We start from the raw sequence: 14475 nt of genomic DNA on the forward strand, positions 1-14475 counted from the left end.
AGATTCAGATAAGAAGCTATTGAATTCGATGGTACGAGGTCGACCCGCGATCACTTCGTCGAGGCGCCTTGCAGCCCCATCATCGACTTGGCCCTCGGCGTCAACCCCGCACTGCTATAGATACCTGCGACTTGCCGGTGCCGGTCGGCCCGGCAATCAGGATGGCGACCTTCTCGTCGATATAGCGGCCGTTAGCGAGATCGTCGATGTGTGTCCGATTCAGGTTCGGCAGGCGGTCGAAGTCAAACGTCTCCAGTGTCTTGCCCATCGCGTAGCCGGCGCGGGAGAGCCGGGTACCGAGCTTCTTCTGGTCGCGGCGGGCGACTTCGTCGTGCGGCAGCATGGCGAGGAACTCGGTGTACGCGAGCTGCCCGTCGATGGCCTGCCAGTTGCGCTGCTCAAGCGAGTCGAACACGCCGGATAGACGCAGCTGCTTGAGGGCCGTGTTCAGTTCAGGACTGGGGTTCATGGGCGGTTTAATGGATCAGCAGAGATTGAAGATCGCGGCCGAAGCGGCCGCCGTTGACGTAGGTATCGGTGAGCATTGACGGGGAATGCGGCATGGGCTGGCTCTCCAGTCCTTTGTCCAGAATCGTTTTGTCGGTTCGCCACCGGGGGTTGGAATGGGCCAGCGCCCGTTCGCACGCAGGCAGCCTCGAGCCTTGCGTCGCCGACCCTTGCTGCGCAACCGCACGATGCCCTGTGCGCCCCGCAGGTTGAGGAGCACCGGGTCGTTGAACAACCCCAGAATCAGCGCATGGCATGAAGGACCAATCTCTTTGGCCTGAGCCAGACACCATTGCGGATCGTGTTCGAGCCAGGCTTGCGCCGGCGGCGGCTGATGATCGCGCACGGTCGAGCGCGCGCCGGGCTTGCGCAGCCGGGGATGAGTGGCGACGAGTTCGTGCTGATGGAACAACTGCACGACCGTGTCGGTCGCCTTCAGCCACGGCGTCTTGCCCACCAGGGCGAACGGCACCGAGTACATGGCCTTGTGATGCTGGATGTGCGCATCACGATGCACGGTGACCGTGGACCACGCGGCAAGCACCGGCGGCACATCGAGCAGCGCCGTCAACAGCGGCCTCTCGATGGCGAAACGCACAAGCGGCTGTTCGCGTGTCGTGCCGTGTTCACGGACGCCGGCTTCCTGCATGATCCATTCGCGCACCTGCCGGTTGGCGTCCGCCAGATCACGAAACGTGCGCAGCGGCACGAAGGATTTCTTGACGTATTTGACGCCCGATCCAACGACGCCTTTCTTCTGCGGGTTGTGCGGCGGACAGGCATCGATCCTGAAACCGTAGCCTTCAGCCAGGCCCGCGTAGGAGCGCTGGACTTCGGGGTCGTACGTGCAGGCCCGGACGATCGCGCACTTCGCGTTGTCGATGTTCTGTGCCCGAGGCCGTTATGTGGCTATCGACGCACATTTGTATTGCTGTCGGGAGGGGCGCGAATGTCTGGGCACATAACGAACTACAGCGCGTTGAGCCATTCGATGAGCGATTTGTCGTCCTTCCAGACCGCGCGAGCGCGGGATGCCCCCGAATTTGAAAAGCTGATTTCGCAGGCACGTAACGCTTCGAGGCCCTTGAAACGCATGATCCCAAGTTATCCATAATGTAAATGTATTCCATCAAAACAATCGATTTTACGAATTGTACGGCATGGAGGATAGTGTTCCTGGCAGATCCATTTCAATTTCGCAAACCTGCTGGCGCCTTCGTGATGCCGCGGTAGCGGATCAAGTGTGTCGTAGAACTGAGCGAAGCCGAGGAAATGACGTTGCAGCAGTTATCGATCAATCACATGCATCGGGACACGCGCACGCGAGCGGCGGCCTGTCACTGCTCGGACACAGGACCAAGCGCAAGCTCACCGCCGAGCAACTCCGCGTGAGCGGCAGTCGGTCTGTGACTGGCTCACGCATGGCGCAACAGCGGCGTGTACGGCCCGACGGGCGGCCATAGCGGTGGGAACATGAAGCACCACTGGCGACGCTTCATCACCTGCACGAAGGAAACGCCGATGCCGAACTCGCTGAACTTTCTCGGCGGATACGGCACCGAATTTCAAGTCAATTTCTCGTGGACGCTCTCATGAATACTCTAGCAAAACGTCGGGCCGGAGAAATAGAATTTAGGCATATCAAGATGGTTGTCGATCTTTGCCCTGACTCCGAGAAAAATCCTCAGGTGTACGCCGACCATCAACCGAGGCACATGTCCAATGGGGCCACGGTCTTCAGCGGCATGGGCAAGCTGGATCGCGCCGACACGACGCGACAAGCGTCTGGCAGGTCCCGTAGGCGCTTACTACCGGCAAACCTTCGCATAGTTCTCCAAACCCTTTCTATATCGGCCGCTTACCTTCGTACAGTTGAGGCAACCCTCGACTTCGCCTTGGCTTCGCGACGAATCGGGAGCAGCCAATTGCAGGTGCCAAATGCTTCAGCGACCCGGCCAAATGGATCTCGTGTCAATTGCGGTCAGATCGTGCGGAAGATGCGGGGGAAGTCTTTGGTAGATCTGGTGCGAAAGGCACGCGCGCTCGATGTAATCTCCATCGTGGATGAGGTTCGATCGGTCCGTGAAGCGTTGACGGAAATGCTCTTTTCTTCTGGCTTCATCCCAGAACTGTTCCAGAGTGCAGATGATTTCTTGAAATCGAACCGCTTTCTCAGCAAGTCCTTCGCGTCCGTCAGGTCCACCCTCAAAGGCCGGACGGCGCATAGGAGGCAGTCGTGAATTTGGCCGTGTCCACAGATAGAGGACCTCTCTCCATGCGCTCTCAGGTGCGGTGGAGGCTGGTTTGGGAAAATGAGTTGCGACTCGCCGACCACATCGAACTGTCCGAGTTCTTCCGAAAGACCTACGGACCGACCGGGGCGTTTAATGCAAAACCATTCGAAGGCAATCACAGTTGGGCTGGTGCGCGGCCAGAGTTCCGTGCAATCGGCTACGACGCGCGCGGCGTAGCGGCTCATATCGGCGCACTGCGTCGTTTCATCAAGGTTGGCGCAGTCGATCTACTAGTGGCCGAACTAGGATTGTACGCGGTACGTCCGGATCTTGAGGGACTCGGAATCCCTCAATTAATGCGCGTGATGTATCCCGTGTTGCAGGAACTTGGCGTTCCATTCGGCTTCGGCACGGTTCGACACGCGTTGCGGCAACATATTGCAAGGCTGCTCGGCCGACCCGGTCTGGCGACTATTGTGTCTGGAGTTCGCGTGAGGTCGACCCTTCGAGAAGTGCATCTCGACACGCCGCCCACGCGCACCGAGGACGTACTCATTGTCGTCTTACCGATTGGACGGTCAATGAGCGATTGGCCGACCGGAACGATAATTGATCGGAACGGGCCAGAACTGTGAGGCACTGCTTATCCGAAGCGCGCAGCGAGTGCGCTGACACCACCGGACGTCGCTGCGTTTATTTGACGTTTGACGACGGCCCTAATCCACTTTGCACACCGGACGTCCTCGATGTGCTGGCGGAACACCGGGTGCCAGCGACTTTCTGCGTCATCGGCGCGTACGCAGCGGACCAGCCGAAACTGATCCGACGGATGATCGCAGAAGGGCACGAGGTCGCAAACCACACGATGACTCATCCGGACCTGTCCAGATGCGAACCCACCGAAGTACAACAGGAAATACTAACGGCAAGCAGGGTCATCAGGATGGCGAGCCCCCATGCTTCGCTGCGGTATATGCGTGCCCCGTATGGCATGTGGACCGAAGCAGTGTTCACTACGTCAGCGAGCGCTGGTCTGGCGCCCCTCCACTGGTCGGTAGACCCGCGAGACTGGTCTCGTCCCGGCGTGGACGCGATTGTCAGCGCAGTGCTGGCCTCTGTCCGGCCGGGTGCAATTGTGCTCTTGCACGACGGATGCCCTTCCGATGAGTTGGGACGATGCACTCACGCTGGTCGGCGCGAGCAGACCCTCATGGCGCTTTCCCTCATGATTCCAGCATTGCATGACCGGGGGTTTGCAATCCGATCGCTTCCTCAACCTCATCGGACGAACCAGATACCCTATGAACATGCTTGCCGCAAGTAACACTGTCGCTGTCTCGTTTTATGCGCTGCTCTCGACTATCTATAAAAGCACGCAGGCGCTTTATGCTCAGTCGACAAACGTGTCATCGCTGTCGGACGGCCTGGTCGACTCCGACACTCTGCCGGGCGTGGATGTCATCGTTCCCTGCTTCAATGAGGACCCGCGCACGCTCTCGGCATGCCTGGAGTCCATCGCAAACCAGGACTACGCCGGAAAACTGCGCGTCTATGCGGTTGATGATGGTTCTGCGCATCTCGACACCGTGAGGCCGGTATACGATGCGTACACGCGCGACCCCAGATTCAACTTCATTACGCTTTCCGCATTGGCCGTGCGGATCTGAATGCGTGTCTCGCTTTTGCGGCCCTGATCGCGGCAGTCTTGCGGGCATCGACGAGAAGCTGGCATTGCCAGACCCGCTTGTCGGCGACGCTTATCGGGATGCCGAGCTACCGGAAATTCCGAAAACGCTGCGGGACGCCACCGATATCAGTTCGATATTCTGTCCGCTAGCGGATGGAACCGATCGGGCCACCTCCAGCGCGGCCGCATTGTTCGGAACGTAACATTCGCGACACGAACAATCGGATGATGCACCGCCATAACCCGGCATTGTACCGGTCAACATCCCGCAAATTGTGCTCCGACTGTAGACGCTCGCTTGGCACAACGCTTGCGGTCCATCGGCGACAGCTCAAGAGACCTGACATGCTCAATCCGATCATCAATGACACGACACTTCGCGACGGCGAGCAGACCGCCGGCGTCGCGTTTTGCACCGAGGAAAAATGCGCAATCGCCGCCGCACTGTCGCGAGCCGCCGTGGCCGAACTCGAAATCGGAATTCCTGCCATGGGCGAAGACGGAATGGCGTGCATCGCTGTGATCGTCGACCTGAACCTCGACGCCCACCTGATGGTTTGGGGCGCCTCACCGACGAGGATCTCACTGCCGCATTGCGCTGCAATGCCGATATCGTTCATCTCTCGGTTCCCGTTTCGGATATTCATTTGCAACACAAGCTGCGGCAGTCGCGCAGTTGGGTACTGGCGCAGATCGCACGCGTCGTCGACGAGGCAGCGAAAAGCCATCCCAAGATTTCCCTCGGCATGGAAGACGCCTCGCGCGCGGATCCCTCATTTCTCATAGAAGTGGCTCAATGCGCGCAGCAGCACGGAGCCCAGCGCGTGCGCTTTGCCGACACAGTCGGTATCCTGGACCCCTTTAAGACCTTCTACGCCATTGCAGCGCTGCGCGTTGCCGTCGATCTGGAGATCGAAATCCATGCGCACGACGACCTCGGGCTCGCCACAGCCAACACACTGGCCGCCCTTGGGGCCGGCGCGACCCATGCGAGCACCACCGTCAACGGGTTAGGTGAGCGCGCCGGCAATGCAGCGCTGGAAGAAGTCGTGATGGGCGCGCGGCACCTGCTGCGACGAGACACCGGCGTCGACACCAGAGCGCTGCCCGACATTTCATCGCTGGTCGAACAAGCCTCAGGCCGCGCAGTTTCCTTCAACAAGAGCATCATCGGTAGGAGGATCTTTACTCACGAGTCGGGCATTCACACCGACGGCCTCGCGAAGCACCCCACGACCTACGAGGGATTCGATCCAGCAGAGCTCGGCCGGCAACGGTTGACGATACTCGGGAAACATTCTGGATCTCAAAGTGTGCGTGAGGCCTACGACGCTCTAGGCGTGAGGGTGTCGGAGCGGCTCATCCCGCCCCTGCTTGCGCGCATCCGCTATTTCGTCACGCAGTACAAGCAGGCGCCGAATGCAAGCGATCTGCGCCGCTTCCTGACCCAAGCCCACAGCACGCGGGTGAAGGTGTCGTGAGTGTGGTTATGGCGGCCAAACTTGTCCAATAGAAGTAACGACATGCAAGAAGTTATCGAACAACTGCGTCACCTGTCGTCGGCCGAGGATTTCCTGCGATTCTTCGACATCGCATTCGACGAGAAGGCGGTCAACGTGAGCCGCCTGCACTTCCTCAAGCGCTTCTTTCAGTACATCGAGCAACAGAAAGGACTGCCGCGTAACAACGCGACGGCCGTGCTTGCACTCGCCGCTGCAATCCGGCAGATTGCAAATGCACAGGCAGTGCACATTATCTTCGCCGGCAAGCAGACCATCGATGGCGACACTGCCCAGGTCGGCCCCGGCATAGCGAGGCGATTGGGCGTCCAGTTGCTCACGTATGTATCCCGGATCGTCGAGACTGACCTCGACGCGCGCACGGTCGTAGTCGAGCGCTGCGCCGAAGGCGGTGTGCAAGTATTGAAAACCGCACTGCCTTGTCTCGTGACGACGCTCGAGAATACGAACGAGCTGCGCTTCGCGACGCTGCCCGCGACGATCCACGCGGCAGGATTCCCGGTGCGCAAATGGAATCGCGAGCAGGCCGGCATTGAGGACGTGAGCAAGATCGGGCTGAAAGGTTCACCTACCGTGGTACGCAAAGTGTTCGGGCCGACGCCACGCGACGAAAAGGCCGAGATGCTCGAATTGGACGCGTCCAGCCTGCGCGACGTCTCGCTGAAACTCGTGCACGAGATATTCGCTCGCCATCCGACATTGGAGGCGAACCTGTTGATGAAAAGGGCCTCATGAACTCGCCCGCTGCCTCGGAAAACAGGCCGGCCGCGCCGGTCAAACGGGCCGTCGGCCGTAACCTCGATCTGCCCGCACGTCTGAAAGCCTACCAGGGCGTCTGGGTCTCTCTCGAGCACGACCGCGGCCACGTGCATAGCGTGTCGTGCGAGCTGCTCGGTGAGGCGCGCAAGCTCGCCGACAAACTCGGCAGTCGTGTCGCTGTGGCCGTGCTCGGCGGTACCGACGAGCCGCTTGAGCAGTTTGCCAGTGAGGCGTTCAGTTTCGGCGCGGACGAAGCGTATGTGATTCACGACACTGTGTCGCTCGGCTATCGCAACGAACCGTTCACGAAAGGGCTGACCGACCTGGTCAACAAGTACCGCCCCGAGATTCTGCTGCTCGGTGCAACCTCGATTACCGGCGGCTGCCTGGAATGCGGAAGTTGCCGCATTCTGTGCACGGACCATCACAACCTCGAATGAGCATGTCCGCGCGGCGGGCATCGCATCCAGTTCAAGTTCGGGTAGACAAACACATCCATCGTCACATCGGCTTCCGAGCGCCGCAAAAGCGGCCGGACGCCTCACCATATCGGAGCAAATTGATGAATCTCATTACTGGTATCGAATCGACCGATCTCTTCGGCGGCAACGTTCCCTCCCCCGTGCTACAGCTGATTGAGAGAACCCACGGCGGCAGCAATGACGATGTGGCCGCCGCGTTGTGGACTGCGGTCCTGTCGTACCCGCGCTGCCTGCCACCCTACTATCTGCTGTATAAGTTTCATGCGAACCGGGGTGAACTTGGCGAGGCCCAGGAGGTCGCGACCAAGGCTTTGGCGGTCGCCGCCCGGCAAGCGTCGCTCGACAGCGACTGGTGTGCGGTACAGCCGGGCGACACCGACTTCACCGTTCCTGGTCCGGGCCGCTTCTGGCTCTTCACACTGAAGGCGCTCGCGTTCTTCAGCGTGCGGCGCGGTGAGCGCGCCGTTGCACTGAAGCTGATCGCCAAGCTGCGCAGGCTGGACCCGATCGATTGCATAGGCTTGGACGTCGTGGAAGCCTTGCTCGCACAGTCCGGGTCCCGATAGTCGCCGCCGGAAGATCAACTGACAAATTGACAATATGTCCCCGGCAAGGCTATGGCAGACCTCCATTGCAGTTCATGGCGATCGTTTCAGTAGTCAAAGCCGACCTTCACCGCACACTTCGCGCGGGCGCGCACGCTGGGCTACCTAGACAGCCAGATCTTCATTCTGGCCCGAAGCAATCCGCGAAATCGGCACAATCGCCGCAGTTTGAAGCCTTGCAGATAATCAACGCCTCGCGCTCGCACACGTGCTTGTAGAGGAATTTTTTCCACTTCATGCCGTGGACGTTTTTTTCAGCGAGCCGTGGAAACCGGTAGCCCAGCGGTGCAGACAATTCGGCGGACATCCGATAAAGAGACTGCGTTGCAAGCAGGGGTTGCGTTGCAACCAGAAACGAAATCAAGGCAACAACCAGATTGACGCACGGCTTGCCGGTCGCGCCGAACCTGCTCGATCAGGCGTTTGCCGTCACTGTGCCGAATCAGCCCGGGTGTGGCGATATACGTTATATCGCCGCAAAACCCTCGAAACCCCCACAAATCCATGCCGCAAAAACCTTGCTGAAATATGCCATTTTCTAACTTGGGCGGATTGCTCTTCGCGTGGTCTTACGCGAAGGAACCATGCGTGACGCCTCCTGCAATATTATGTCCCGCATCCAGTTGCTTGCCGGATCACTGTTGTGAAGGGCAGACCATTGGACGGCCTCGGTGAATGCGGGAAGTGGCAGCGGAAGTTCGACGATCCGCAGAGGCATCGTTTTTTCGAATTCCTTGGCCAGCCTTAAGGGCATCGTCCCTATACGGTCAGTGTTTAATAGCATAGGCGGGATCATGCTAAAGCTCTGCACGATGACCTCGTCCCGTCTCTTGAGACCGTGCTCAAGAAAAAACCACTCCTCGATGGTGGGCCGCCGCGTACGCCCGAACCTGACCACAACGTGCCCCATCGACATGTATCTCTCAAATGTAAGCTGCCCTGATAGCTGCTTGTTCGTGCGGCAGCCTACGCACACGAGTGTCTCCTCGAACAGCTTCGCTTTAGGGTGCGCGCCCGACATGAACATTTCCGGCAAGATAAGAAAATCGGCTTCGCCGCGCCGAATAACCTCATCGGGGTCATCGGCAAGTGGCAGCAATTCGAAGCTGACGGCAGGAGCTTCCCGTGCAATACGCTCCACGATCTTTCGAAAAAATACGACTGCCATGAAATCGGAAAGGATGATCCTGAAGCAGCGATCCGATTTGGCCGGGTTGAAGACGTCTCGGGAAATAACGGAGAGCTGGATGTGCACCAGAGCCTCGCGGATTGGAGCAGCAAGCGCTTCTGCACGCGGTGTTGGGACAAATTCCCGGCCCCTCATCGTAAATAGTTCATCGCAAAAATAGGCGCGTAGCCGGGCGACGGCCGCGCTCATGGCCGGCTGGCTCAGGTTGATGCTGCGTGCCGCCGCGGTGAGATTACGCTCGGCCATCAGAGCATCGAGCGCGACGAGGAGATTTAGATCGAGGCCCTTGAAACGCATGATCCCAAGTTATCCATAATGTAGATGTGTTCCATCAAAACAATCGATTTTACGAATTGTACGGCATGAAGGATAGTGTTCCTTGGTAGATCCATTTCAATTTCGCAAACCTGCTGCCGCCTTTGTGGTGCCGGGGTAGCGGATGAAGTGTGTCGTAGAACTGAGCGAAGCCGAGGAAATGACGTTGCAGCAGTTGACGATCAATGACATGCATCGGGAGCCTCCTCGCGAACCCGCCGCATGTTTGGCAACGATTGGGGGTTTCCTCGGGGGTTCCAGCGCTTCAGCTTTCTGGTCGCGCCATCCTTCAGCGCCAAGAAACGCGACCCTGGACCAAACGGTACAGAATTTTCATGAATTGCGGCGCCATTTTGCAGACGGACCCTACGCGAGATTCTTTGGGGCTGGTGACGTCTGACCGGTGTTCGCAGCGGCGAGCGATACCCCACCTTACTTATGTGGTAGGGGTTCGAGTCTTGCCAATAGGGGCTTCCTACCACGATGAAGGAGAGAGACATGCTGTGCTTAGGAGTGAGCGGCGGGCTGGACAAAGTTCATGAAAATCCACTCGAACTGCCGAACACATTTCTGCACGACGGCGCTGCGGTGCTTGTCCGGGACGGACGCGTAATAGCGGCCGTCGAAGAGGAGCGCCTCAACCGGATCAAGCACTCTAACAAGTTCCCGAGCAGTTCAATTCAATACTGCCTCGCATCCGCAGGGATTCAGCTCAGCGATATCGACCGCATCGCGTTTTACGCTACCGAGGCCTATTGCAACGTCATGCTCGAACGCCTGTTCCTGTCCCAGCCGAACATCTCCATTCCGGTGGATGCCAAGCTGTTTCTGCGTAACTTACTAATGCAGGAATTCGGTACCGAGGTCGATCCTTCGCGAGTCTCATTCGTGAGTCACCATCTGGCGCATGCCGTGAGCGCGTTTGCGATGTCTGGATTCGAGGAAAGTCTGATCCTCGCGGTCGATGGCGGCGGTGATTTCCTCTCGGGACTCTTGGCGCTCGGATCTGGAACCGAAATTACGCAACTCGCGACTTTCGCAGAGCATAATTCTCTAGGGCTGTTTTATCTCGAAACAATCCGGTATCTCGGTTACGGCTTGTTCGACGAATACAAGGTCATGGGGCTTGCCCCTTATGGGGATCCCGCTCCCTATCGCGGGCTCTTCGAGCAATTCTATCAACTCTCCGCCAACGGTGAGTACCGCGTCTATCTGGATCGCATCGGTCCGACGTTGCTCCGCAGCATCCAGGTCCGGCGAAAGGGAATGCCATTCACACAGCAGCATCGAGATGTGGGTGCTTCATTGCAGGAAGCGCTGGAGCGGATCGTGTTTCACATTCTCTGCCATCATCGCGAGGTCACCGGTATGAAGCGGCTGTGTATAGCCGGAGGAGTAGCTCATAACTGCACCATGAACGGTAAGCTGCTGTATTCGGGACTTTTCGAAGACATCTTCGTGCAGCCCGCAGCGCACGATGCCGGTTGCGCATTAGGCGCTGCCCTTATGGTGTCAAACGATTTCGGTCGGCCCCCGCCGCGTGAGCGATTGCAGGACGTTTATTGGGGGCCCGATATTGGGAGCGATCTAGTCGTGGAGCAAGAATTAAATGCGTGGGCCGGACACCTCGACGTTGAACGCAGTGATGACGTGGCAGGCAGAGCAGCCGACTGGATGGCCAATGGCGCCGTGATCGGCTGGGTGCAGGGTCGTTCGGAGTTCGGGCCACGCGCGCTTGGCAACCGCAGCATTCTTGCCGATCCCAGGCCGGCCGCAAACAAGGACCGGATCAACGCCATGGTCAAGAAGCGCGAGGGTTACCGACCGTTCGCGCCATCAGTGCTCGAGGACGATGCGCGCGAATTTTTTGACCTCCCAGAGGGCACCCGCGAATTCCCCTTTATGAATTTTGTAGTTCGCGTGCGCGACTCCAAGCGTGCCTTGCTCGGCGCCATCACGCACATTGACGGTACAGCGCGGCTGCAAACAGTATCGCGCAAGACCAATCCCGCCTACTGGGAGGTTATTAATGCGTTCAAGAAGCGGACAGGAATCCCAATTCTGCTCAATACTTCATTTAATAACAACGCTGAGCCGATCGTAGATTCGGTTGCCGACGCGATTGCCACATTTCTGACGACAGAGCTGGATGGACTTGTGGTCGGGCCGTTCCTCGTCAAAAAGCGGCCCGCAACGCAGGAACATTGGACTGCGCTCGCGGTTTCACTGCCGCCCTATGCATCGCTCTATCGAGTCCGCGCTCACACAGCGCGGGATCGTCAGGAGACGGTGTGCGAAATTCGCACCGGCGGCTCCAACTGTGACAGTGTGCGTATTTCACATGAGTTGTTCGATCTGCTGATGCGGATCGAAGGCGAAGCCGTGCTCGGACATCTTCTCGATACGATTACGCCTGAGCAGACTCGACGTGAAGCCCTCGTCAAGGAGCTGCGCGGATTGTGGGAACAGCGTCGGGTTCGGCTACATCCCTCACGGGCATTGTCACGGTAACGACGCCCTTCCAATGAGTGGCTGAAGATCTGAAACTAGGTAACAGCGCTCGCGAGCTATTTTTCTAGAACGTTAAACAATAGCGTTTGGCCGCCGTGCAGTTCTTGTACCAACACGCCGGTGTCCAACGGAGCACCAGTCCCGGCCCAAGGTCCGGACACTTGCAGCGGCGCACCACAAAGGTAGGCGGAATTGACACATCAAACGAACTTCGAATTGCTGCGTCGGGAATTGGACGCAGACGATCCATGGCGGCTCGATGGCAATCCCTTTGAGCACGAGCGCCACAGGCAAATGCTTCGGATGGCACTTTCGCAGGGATCCGTCACAAATGCGCTCGAAGTCGGATGCGCAGGCGGAGCCTTCACGGAAAAATTGGCACCGCACTGCCAACGGCTCACCGTGATCGATATCGTGCCACGCGCAATTGCCAGGACACGCGAACGGATGATGGACCCACCACACATCAATTGGATCGTCTCCGATGTCCAGCATTTTTCGACTGAGCAACAGTTCGATCTGATCGTGGTGGCGGAGGTTCTCTATTACCTCGACGGCAGCGCCGAGGTGCGCGCCGCTGTCCGCAATTTAGCACGGATGCTTGCGCCCGGTGGACAGCTGGTTTTCGGATCGGCACATGACGCCAATTGCCGGCGATGGGGCCACATTGCCGGAGCCGAGACGGTCATAGCCATCCTGGAAGAAGAGCTGGTTGAAATCGATCGTTTGAGGTGCGTCGGGCAGTCGTTGAATGAAGACTGTCTGCTCGCCCGTTTTCGGAACGCGGCTTCGCCTTCGTGTGGACCAACTTACCAGCGTTAGGCAGGGAGATATTATGCGCATCTGTGGGATAAAACTGACGCACGACGGAGCGATCGCCCTTGTCGAGGATGGAAAACTGGTTTTTTGCGTGGAGCAGGAAAAGCGAGACAACAATCCGCGGTATCAGGCGATCGACGACCTCGACGCGATCGCGATCGCATTGGCCGAGCATGGTTTCGGTGTGCACGATATCGACCAGTTTGTCATCGACGGCTGGGACGGAGTAGTCGAGTCGCAGTTTCGCGTCCTCAGTGGGTCGATTCCCGTCAGCCTGAAAGGGGCTCCTTATGCCGAGCGCCGAGCCGATGATCTTCTCGCTTCGCTCGACGGCTCCGGACTGCTTGTCGGCGGCCAGTCCTTTCCTTATAAAAGCTATCCTCACGTGTCAGGCCATGTGGCCTCCGCGTATTGCACCAGTCCCTTTGCCCAAAGCGGGCAACCTGCATTCTGTTTGGTGTGGGATGGTGGCATCGTCCCACGCCTCTATCATGTAGAACGCCACCACGCCCGCCATGTTGACTGCCTGTTCCCCGTGATAGGTCACATCTACGCTGCGGCGGGTCATCACTTTGGTCCTTATAAGAAGCCGGGCGGCGCCCGGTGGGATCTGGGTGTGGCCGGCAAGCTGATGGCTTACATCGCGCTGGGCTCCGTTGACGAAGATATCGTTGAGGTATTTCGCGGGCTTTATCAGGCACGCTTTGCTGGCGACACGGAGTGTGCGCAAGCTTATCGCGAGAACATCCACAGCGCGGACGCGTCACTAGCAGCTGTAGGAGAGTTCTTCGAAGCAAGCGCGCTGCGACTAGAAGCCAGGCCGCCCGAAGACGTACTCGCCTCGTTCCATGTATTCCTCGAGCGTCTTCTCGTTCATGAAATGGGTATCGCGCTGCAGCGCCATTCGATTGCGGGCCCGAAAAATTTGTGCATCGCTGGCGGATGCGGACTCAATATCAAATGGAACAGCGCCCTGCGCGCGAGCGGTTTGTTCGACGCAATCTGGGTGCCGCCGTTTCCCAACGATAGCGGGTCTGCGATTGGCGCCGCTTGTTGCGCGCTCGCAGCTGAGCAGGGCTTCGTGCCGCTGGAGTGGTCGGTATATAGCGGACCGGCCTTAAAAGGTTGCCAAGTACCGCCCGGATGGACGGCGTCTACTTGCTCCATTGCAGAACTCGCCGGCATACTCGCCAGTAGCAAGCCCGTCATTTTCCTTGCCGGCCGGGCCGAGCTCGGACCACGAGCATTGGGGGGCAGAAGCATTCTGGCCGCCGCGACTTTGCCCACAATGAAGGATCATCTCAACGACATCAAGTTTCGAGAGCACTTCCGTCCCGTGGCGCCAATTTGCCTTGAGGATCGTGCGCCGACCATTTTTAGCCCGGGGAGCCCTGATCCCTATATGTTGTTCGATCATCAGACGCGCGCGGAATGGCGAGAAAAAATCCCTGCCGTCGTGCATCTCGACGGATCTGCCCGATTGCAGACCATTTCAAGAACTTCCGAGCATCCGGTGGCGCAACTTCTGGTCGAATATGAAAAGCTGACCGGTATTCCGTTGCTCTGCAACACGAGCGCCAACTATCACGGACGAGGTTTCTTCCCGGACCCTGCTTCAGCCTGTGCGTGGGGACGCGTCGAACGTGTGTGGTGCGATGGTTTGTTACTGACCAAGACTGGTCTGTCGCCGTCAGTCGACGAAACACTTTTCGCTACGTCGCCGTTCGAAGATTGCTGACTTTGCAGCTCAGTGGTCAGTACGACGCGGTCAATTGTCCCGGCAGCTCGCTCTATCGCTACGGTCCGAAGACGATCAGCAGGCCGCCCTTGGCTCGATTTTCGCAAGC

At 58.5% G+C, this 14475-nt stretch carries 14 protein-coding genes and 3 pseudogenes; 13 read left to right on the plus strand and 4 right to left on the minus strand.

Annotated features, from left to right (window positions below; translation table 11 throughout):
* Positions 1-109: 109 nt before the first annotated feature.
* Positions 110-469, minus strand: a pseudogene (locus F6X42_RS35455) (ATP-binding protein); the annotation flags it as partial.
* 7 nt (positions 470-476) lie between these two features.
* Positions 477-1390 (minus strand): annotated as a pseudogene (locus F6X42_RS35460) (Mu transposase domain-containing protein); the annotation flags it as partial.
* A gap of 590 nt (positions 1391-1980) precedes the next feature.
* Here F6X42_RS35460 and F6X42_RS45385 point away from each other — a divergent pair.
* From F6X42_RS45385 to F6X42_RS35500, 9 genes and pseudogenes are all read left to right on the plus strand, one after another.
* On the plus strand, positions 1981-2103 hold the full coding sequence (locus F6X42_RS45385) for a hypothetical protein (RefSeq protein WP_281394075.1): 123 nt from the start codon (positions 1981-1983) through the stop codon (positions 2101-2103).
* A complete protein-coding gene (locus F6X42_RS35465; RefSeq protein WP_187638616.1) occupies positions 2100-2747 on the plus strand; it encodes a response regulator in 648 nt (215 codons plus the stop codon). Before F6X42_RS45385 ends, F6X42_RS35465 begins: the two co-directional genes overlap by 4 nt.
* 35 nt (positions 2748-2782) lie before the next feature.
* Positions 2783-3376 (plus strand): NodA family N-acyltransferase, encoded by a 594-nt coding sequence (locus tag F6X42_RS35470; protein WP_187638617.1) that lies wholly within the window; start codon positions 2783-2785, stop codon positions 3374-3376.
* A complete protein-coding gene (nodB, locus tag F6X42_RS35475; RefSeq protein WP_187638618.1) occupies positions 3373-4065 on the plus strand; it encodes a chitooligosaccharide deacetylase NodB in 693 nt (230 codons plus the stop codon). Before F6X42_RS35470 ends, nodB begins: the two co-directional genes overlap by 4 nt.
* Positions 4043-4408 (plus strand): glycosyltransferase family 2 protein, encoded by a 366-nt coding sequence (locus tag F6X42_RS35480; RefSeq protein ID WP_187638619.1) that lies wholly within the window; start codon positions 4043-4045, stop codon positions 4406-4408. The genes nodB and F6X42_RS35480 overlap by 23 nt, the downstream gene beginning before the upstream one ends.
* Before the next feature lie 365 nt (positions 4409-4773).
* A pseudogene (gene nifV / locus F6X42_RS35485) lies at positions 4774-5909 on the plus strand (homocitrate synthase).
* Between the two features lie 42 nt (positions 5910-5951).
* Positions 5952-6683, plus strand: a complete 732-nt coding sequence (locus tag F6X42_RS35490) for a nitrogenase-stabilizing/protective protein NifW (protein ID WP_187638620.1) — start codon at positions 5952-5954, stop codon at positions 6681-6683.
* On the plus strand, positions 6680-7147 hold the full coding sequence (locus tag F6X42_RS35495) for a hypothetical protein (protein WP_281394076.1): 468 nt from the start codon (positions 6680-6682) through the stop codon (positions 7145-7147). The genes F6X42_RS35490 and F6X42_RS35495 overlap by 4 nt, the downstream gene beginning before the upstream one ends.
* 122 nt (positions 7148-7269) lie before the next feature.
* Positions 7270-7755, plus strand: a complete 486-nt coding sequence (locus F6X42_RS35500; protein WP_187638621.1) for a hypothetical protein — start codon at positions 7270-7272, stop codon at positions 7753-7755.
* Positions 7756-7915: 160 nt separating this feature from the next.
* On the opposite strand, the gene F6X42_RS35505 is transcribed toward F6X42_RS35500, so the two are convergent.
* Positions 7916-8158, minus strand: a complete 243-nt coding sequence (locus tag F6X42_RS35505) for a nitrogen fixation protein NifQ (protein WP_376776499.1) — start codon at positions 8156-8158, stop codon at positions 7916-7918.
* A gap of 13 nt (positions 8159-8171) precedes the next feature.
* Here F6X42_RS35505 and F6X42_RS46105 point away from each other — a divergent pair, with 13 nt between their 5' ends.
* Entirely contained in the window at positions 8172-8336 is a 165-nt protein-coding gene (locus tag F6X42_RS46105; protein ID WP_187638622.1) for a hypothetical protein, read from the plus strand.
* Here F6X42_RS46105 and F6X42_RS35515 read toward each other — a convergent pair.
* On the minus strand, positions 8333-9280 hold the full coding sequence (locus F6X42_RS35515; RefSeq protein ID WP_187638623.1) for a LysR family transcriptional regulator: 948 nt from the start codon (positions 9278-9280) through the stop codon (positions 8333-8335). The two genes, F6X42_RS46105 and F6X42_RS35515, sit on opposite strands and share 4 nt — an antisense overlap.
* 516 nt (positions 9281-9796) lie before the next feature.
* On the opposite strand from F6X42_RS35515, the gene F6X42_RS35525 reads away from it, so the two are divergent.
* The 3 genes from F6X42_RS35525 (at position 9797) to nodU (ending at position 14366) form a co-directional block, all read left to right on the plus strand.
* Positions 9797-11809 carry a carbamoyltransferase family protein gene (locus F6X42_RS35525; protein ID WP_187638624.1) on the plus strand — a complete coding sequence of 671 codons (2013 nt, stop codon included), beginning with the start codon at positions 9797-9799 and terminating at the stop codon, positions 11807-11809.
* A gap of 192 nt (positions 11810-12001) precedes the next feature.
* A complete protein-coding gene (gene nodS / locus F6X42_RS35530; RefSeq protein ID WP_187638625.1) occupies positions 12002-12631 on the plus strand; it encodes a nodulation methyltransferase NodS in 630 nt (209 codons plus the stop codon).
* 13 nt (positions 12632-12644) lie between these two features.
* Positions 12645-14366: a nodulation protein NodU gene (gene nodU / locus F6X42_RS35535; RefSeq protein WP_187638626.1), complete on the plus strand. Its 1722-nt coding sequence runs from the start codon at positions 12645-12647 to the stop codon at positions 14364-14366.
* Positions 14367-14475 lie beyond the last annotated feature (109 nt).

It is taken from the genome of Paraburkholderia podalyriae (genome assembly GCF_014397785.1).
GTDB classification, from domain to species: domain Bacteria; phylum Pseudomonadota; class Gammaproteobacteria; order Burkholderiales; family Burkholderiaceae; genus Paraburkholderia; species Paraburkholderia podalyriae.

What these genes read in the sequence shown, in the direction of transcription:
- F6X42_RS35500 (WP_187638621.1), top strand. Translation starts at nt 7,270, where the DNA reads ATGAATCTCATTACTGGTATCGAATCGACCGATCTCTTCGGCGGCAAC.
- F6X42_RS35470 (WP_187638617.1), top strand. Translation starts at nt 2,783, where the DNA reads ATGCGCTCTCAGGTGCGGTGGAGGCTGGTTTGGGAAAATGAGTTGCGA.
- F6X42_RS45385 (WP_281394075.1), top strand. Translation starts at nt 1,981, where the DNA reads ATGAAGCACCACTGGCGACGCTTCATCACCTGCACGAAGGAAACGCCG.
- nodU (WP_187638626.1), top strand. Translation starts at nt 12,645, where the DNA reads ATGCGCATCTGTGGGATAAAACTGACGCACGACGGAGCGATCGCCCTT.
- F6X42_RS35465 (WP_187638616.1), top strand. Translation starts at nt 2,100, where the DNA reads ATGAATACTCTAGCAAAACGTCGGGCCGGAGAAATAGAATTTAGGCAT.
- F6X42_RS35525 (WP_187638624.1), top strand. Translation starts at nt 9,797, where the DNA reads ATGCTGTGCTTAGGAGTGAGCGGCGGGCTGGACAAAGTTCATGAAAAT.
- F6X42_RS35515 (WP_187638623.1), bottom strand. Translation starts at nt 9,280, where the DNA reads ATGCGTTTCAAGGGCCTCGATCTAAATCTCCTCGTCGCGCTCGATGCT.
- F6X42_RS35495 (WP_281394076.1), top strand. Translation starts at nt 6,680, where the DNA reads ATGAACTCGCCCGCTGCCTCGGAAAACAGGCCGGCCGCGCCGGTCAAA.
- F6X42_RS35490 (WP_187638620.1), top strand. Translation starts at nt 5,952, where the DNA reads ATGCAAGAAGTTATCGAACAACTGCGTCACCTGTCGTCGGCCGAGGAT.
- F6X42_RS35480 (WP_187638619.1), top strand. Translation starts at nt 4,043, where the DNA reads ATGAACATGCTTGCCGCAAGTAACACTGTCGCTGTCTCGTTTTATGCG.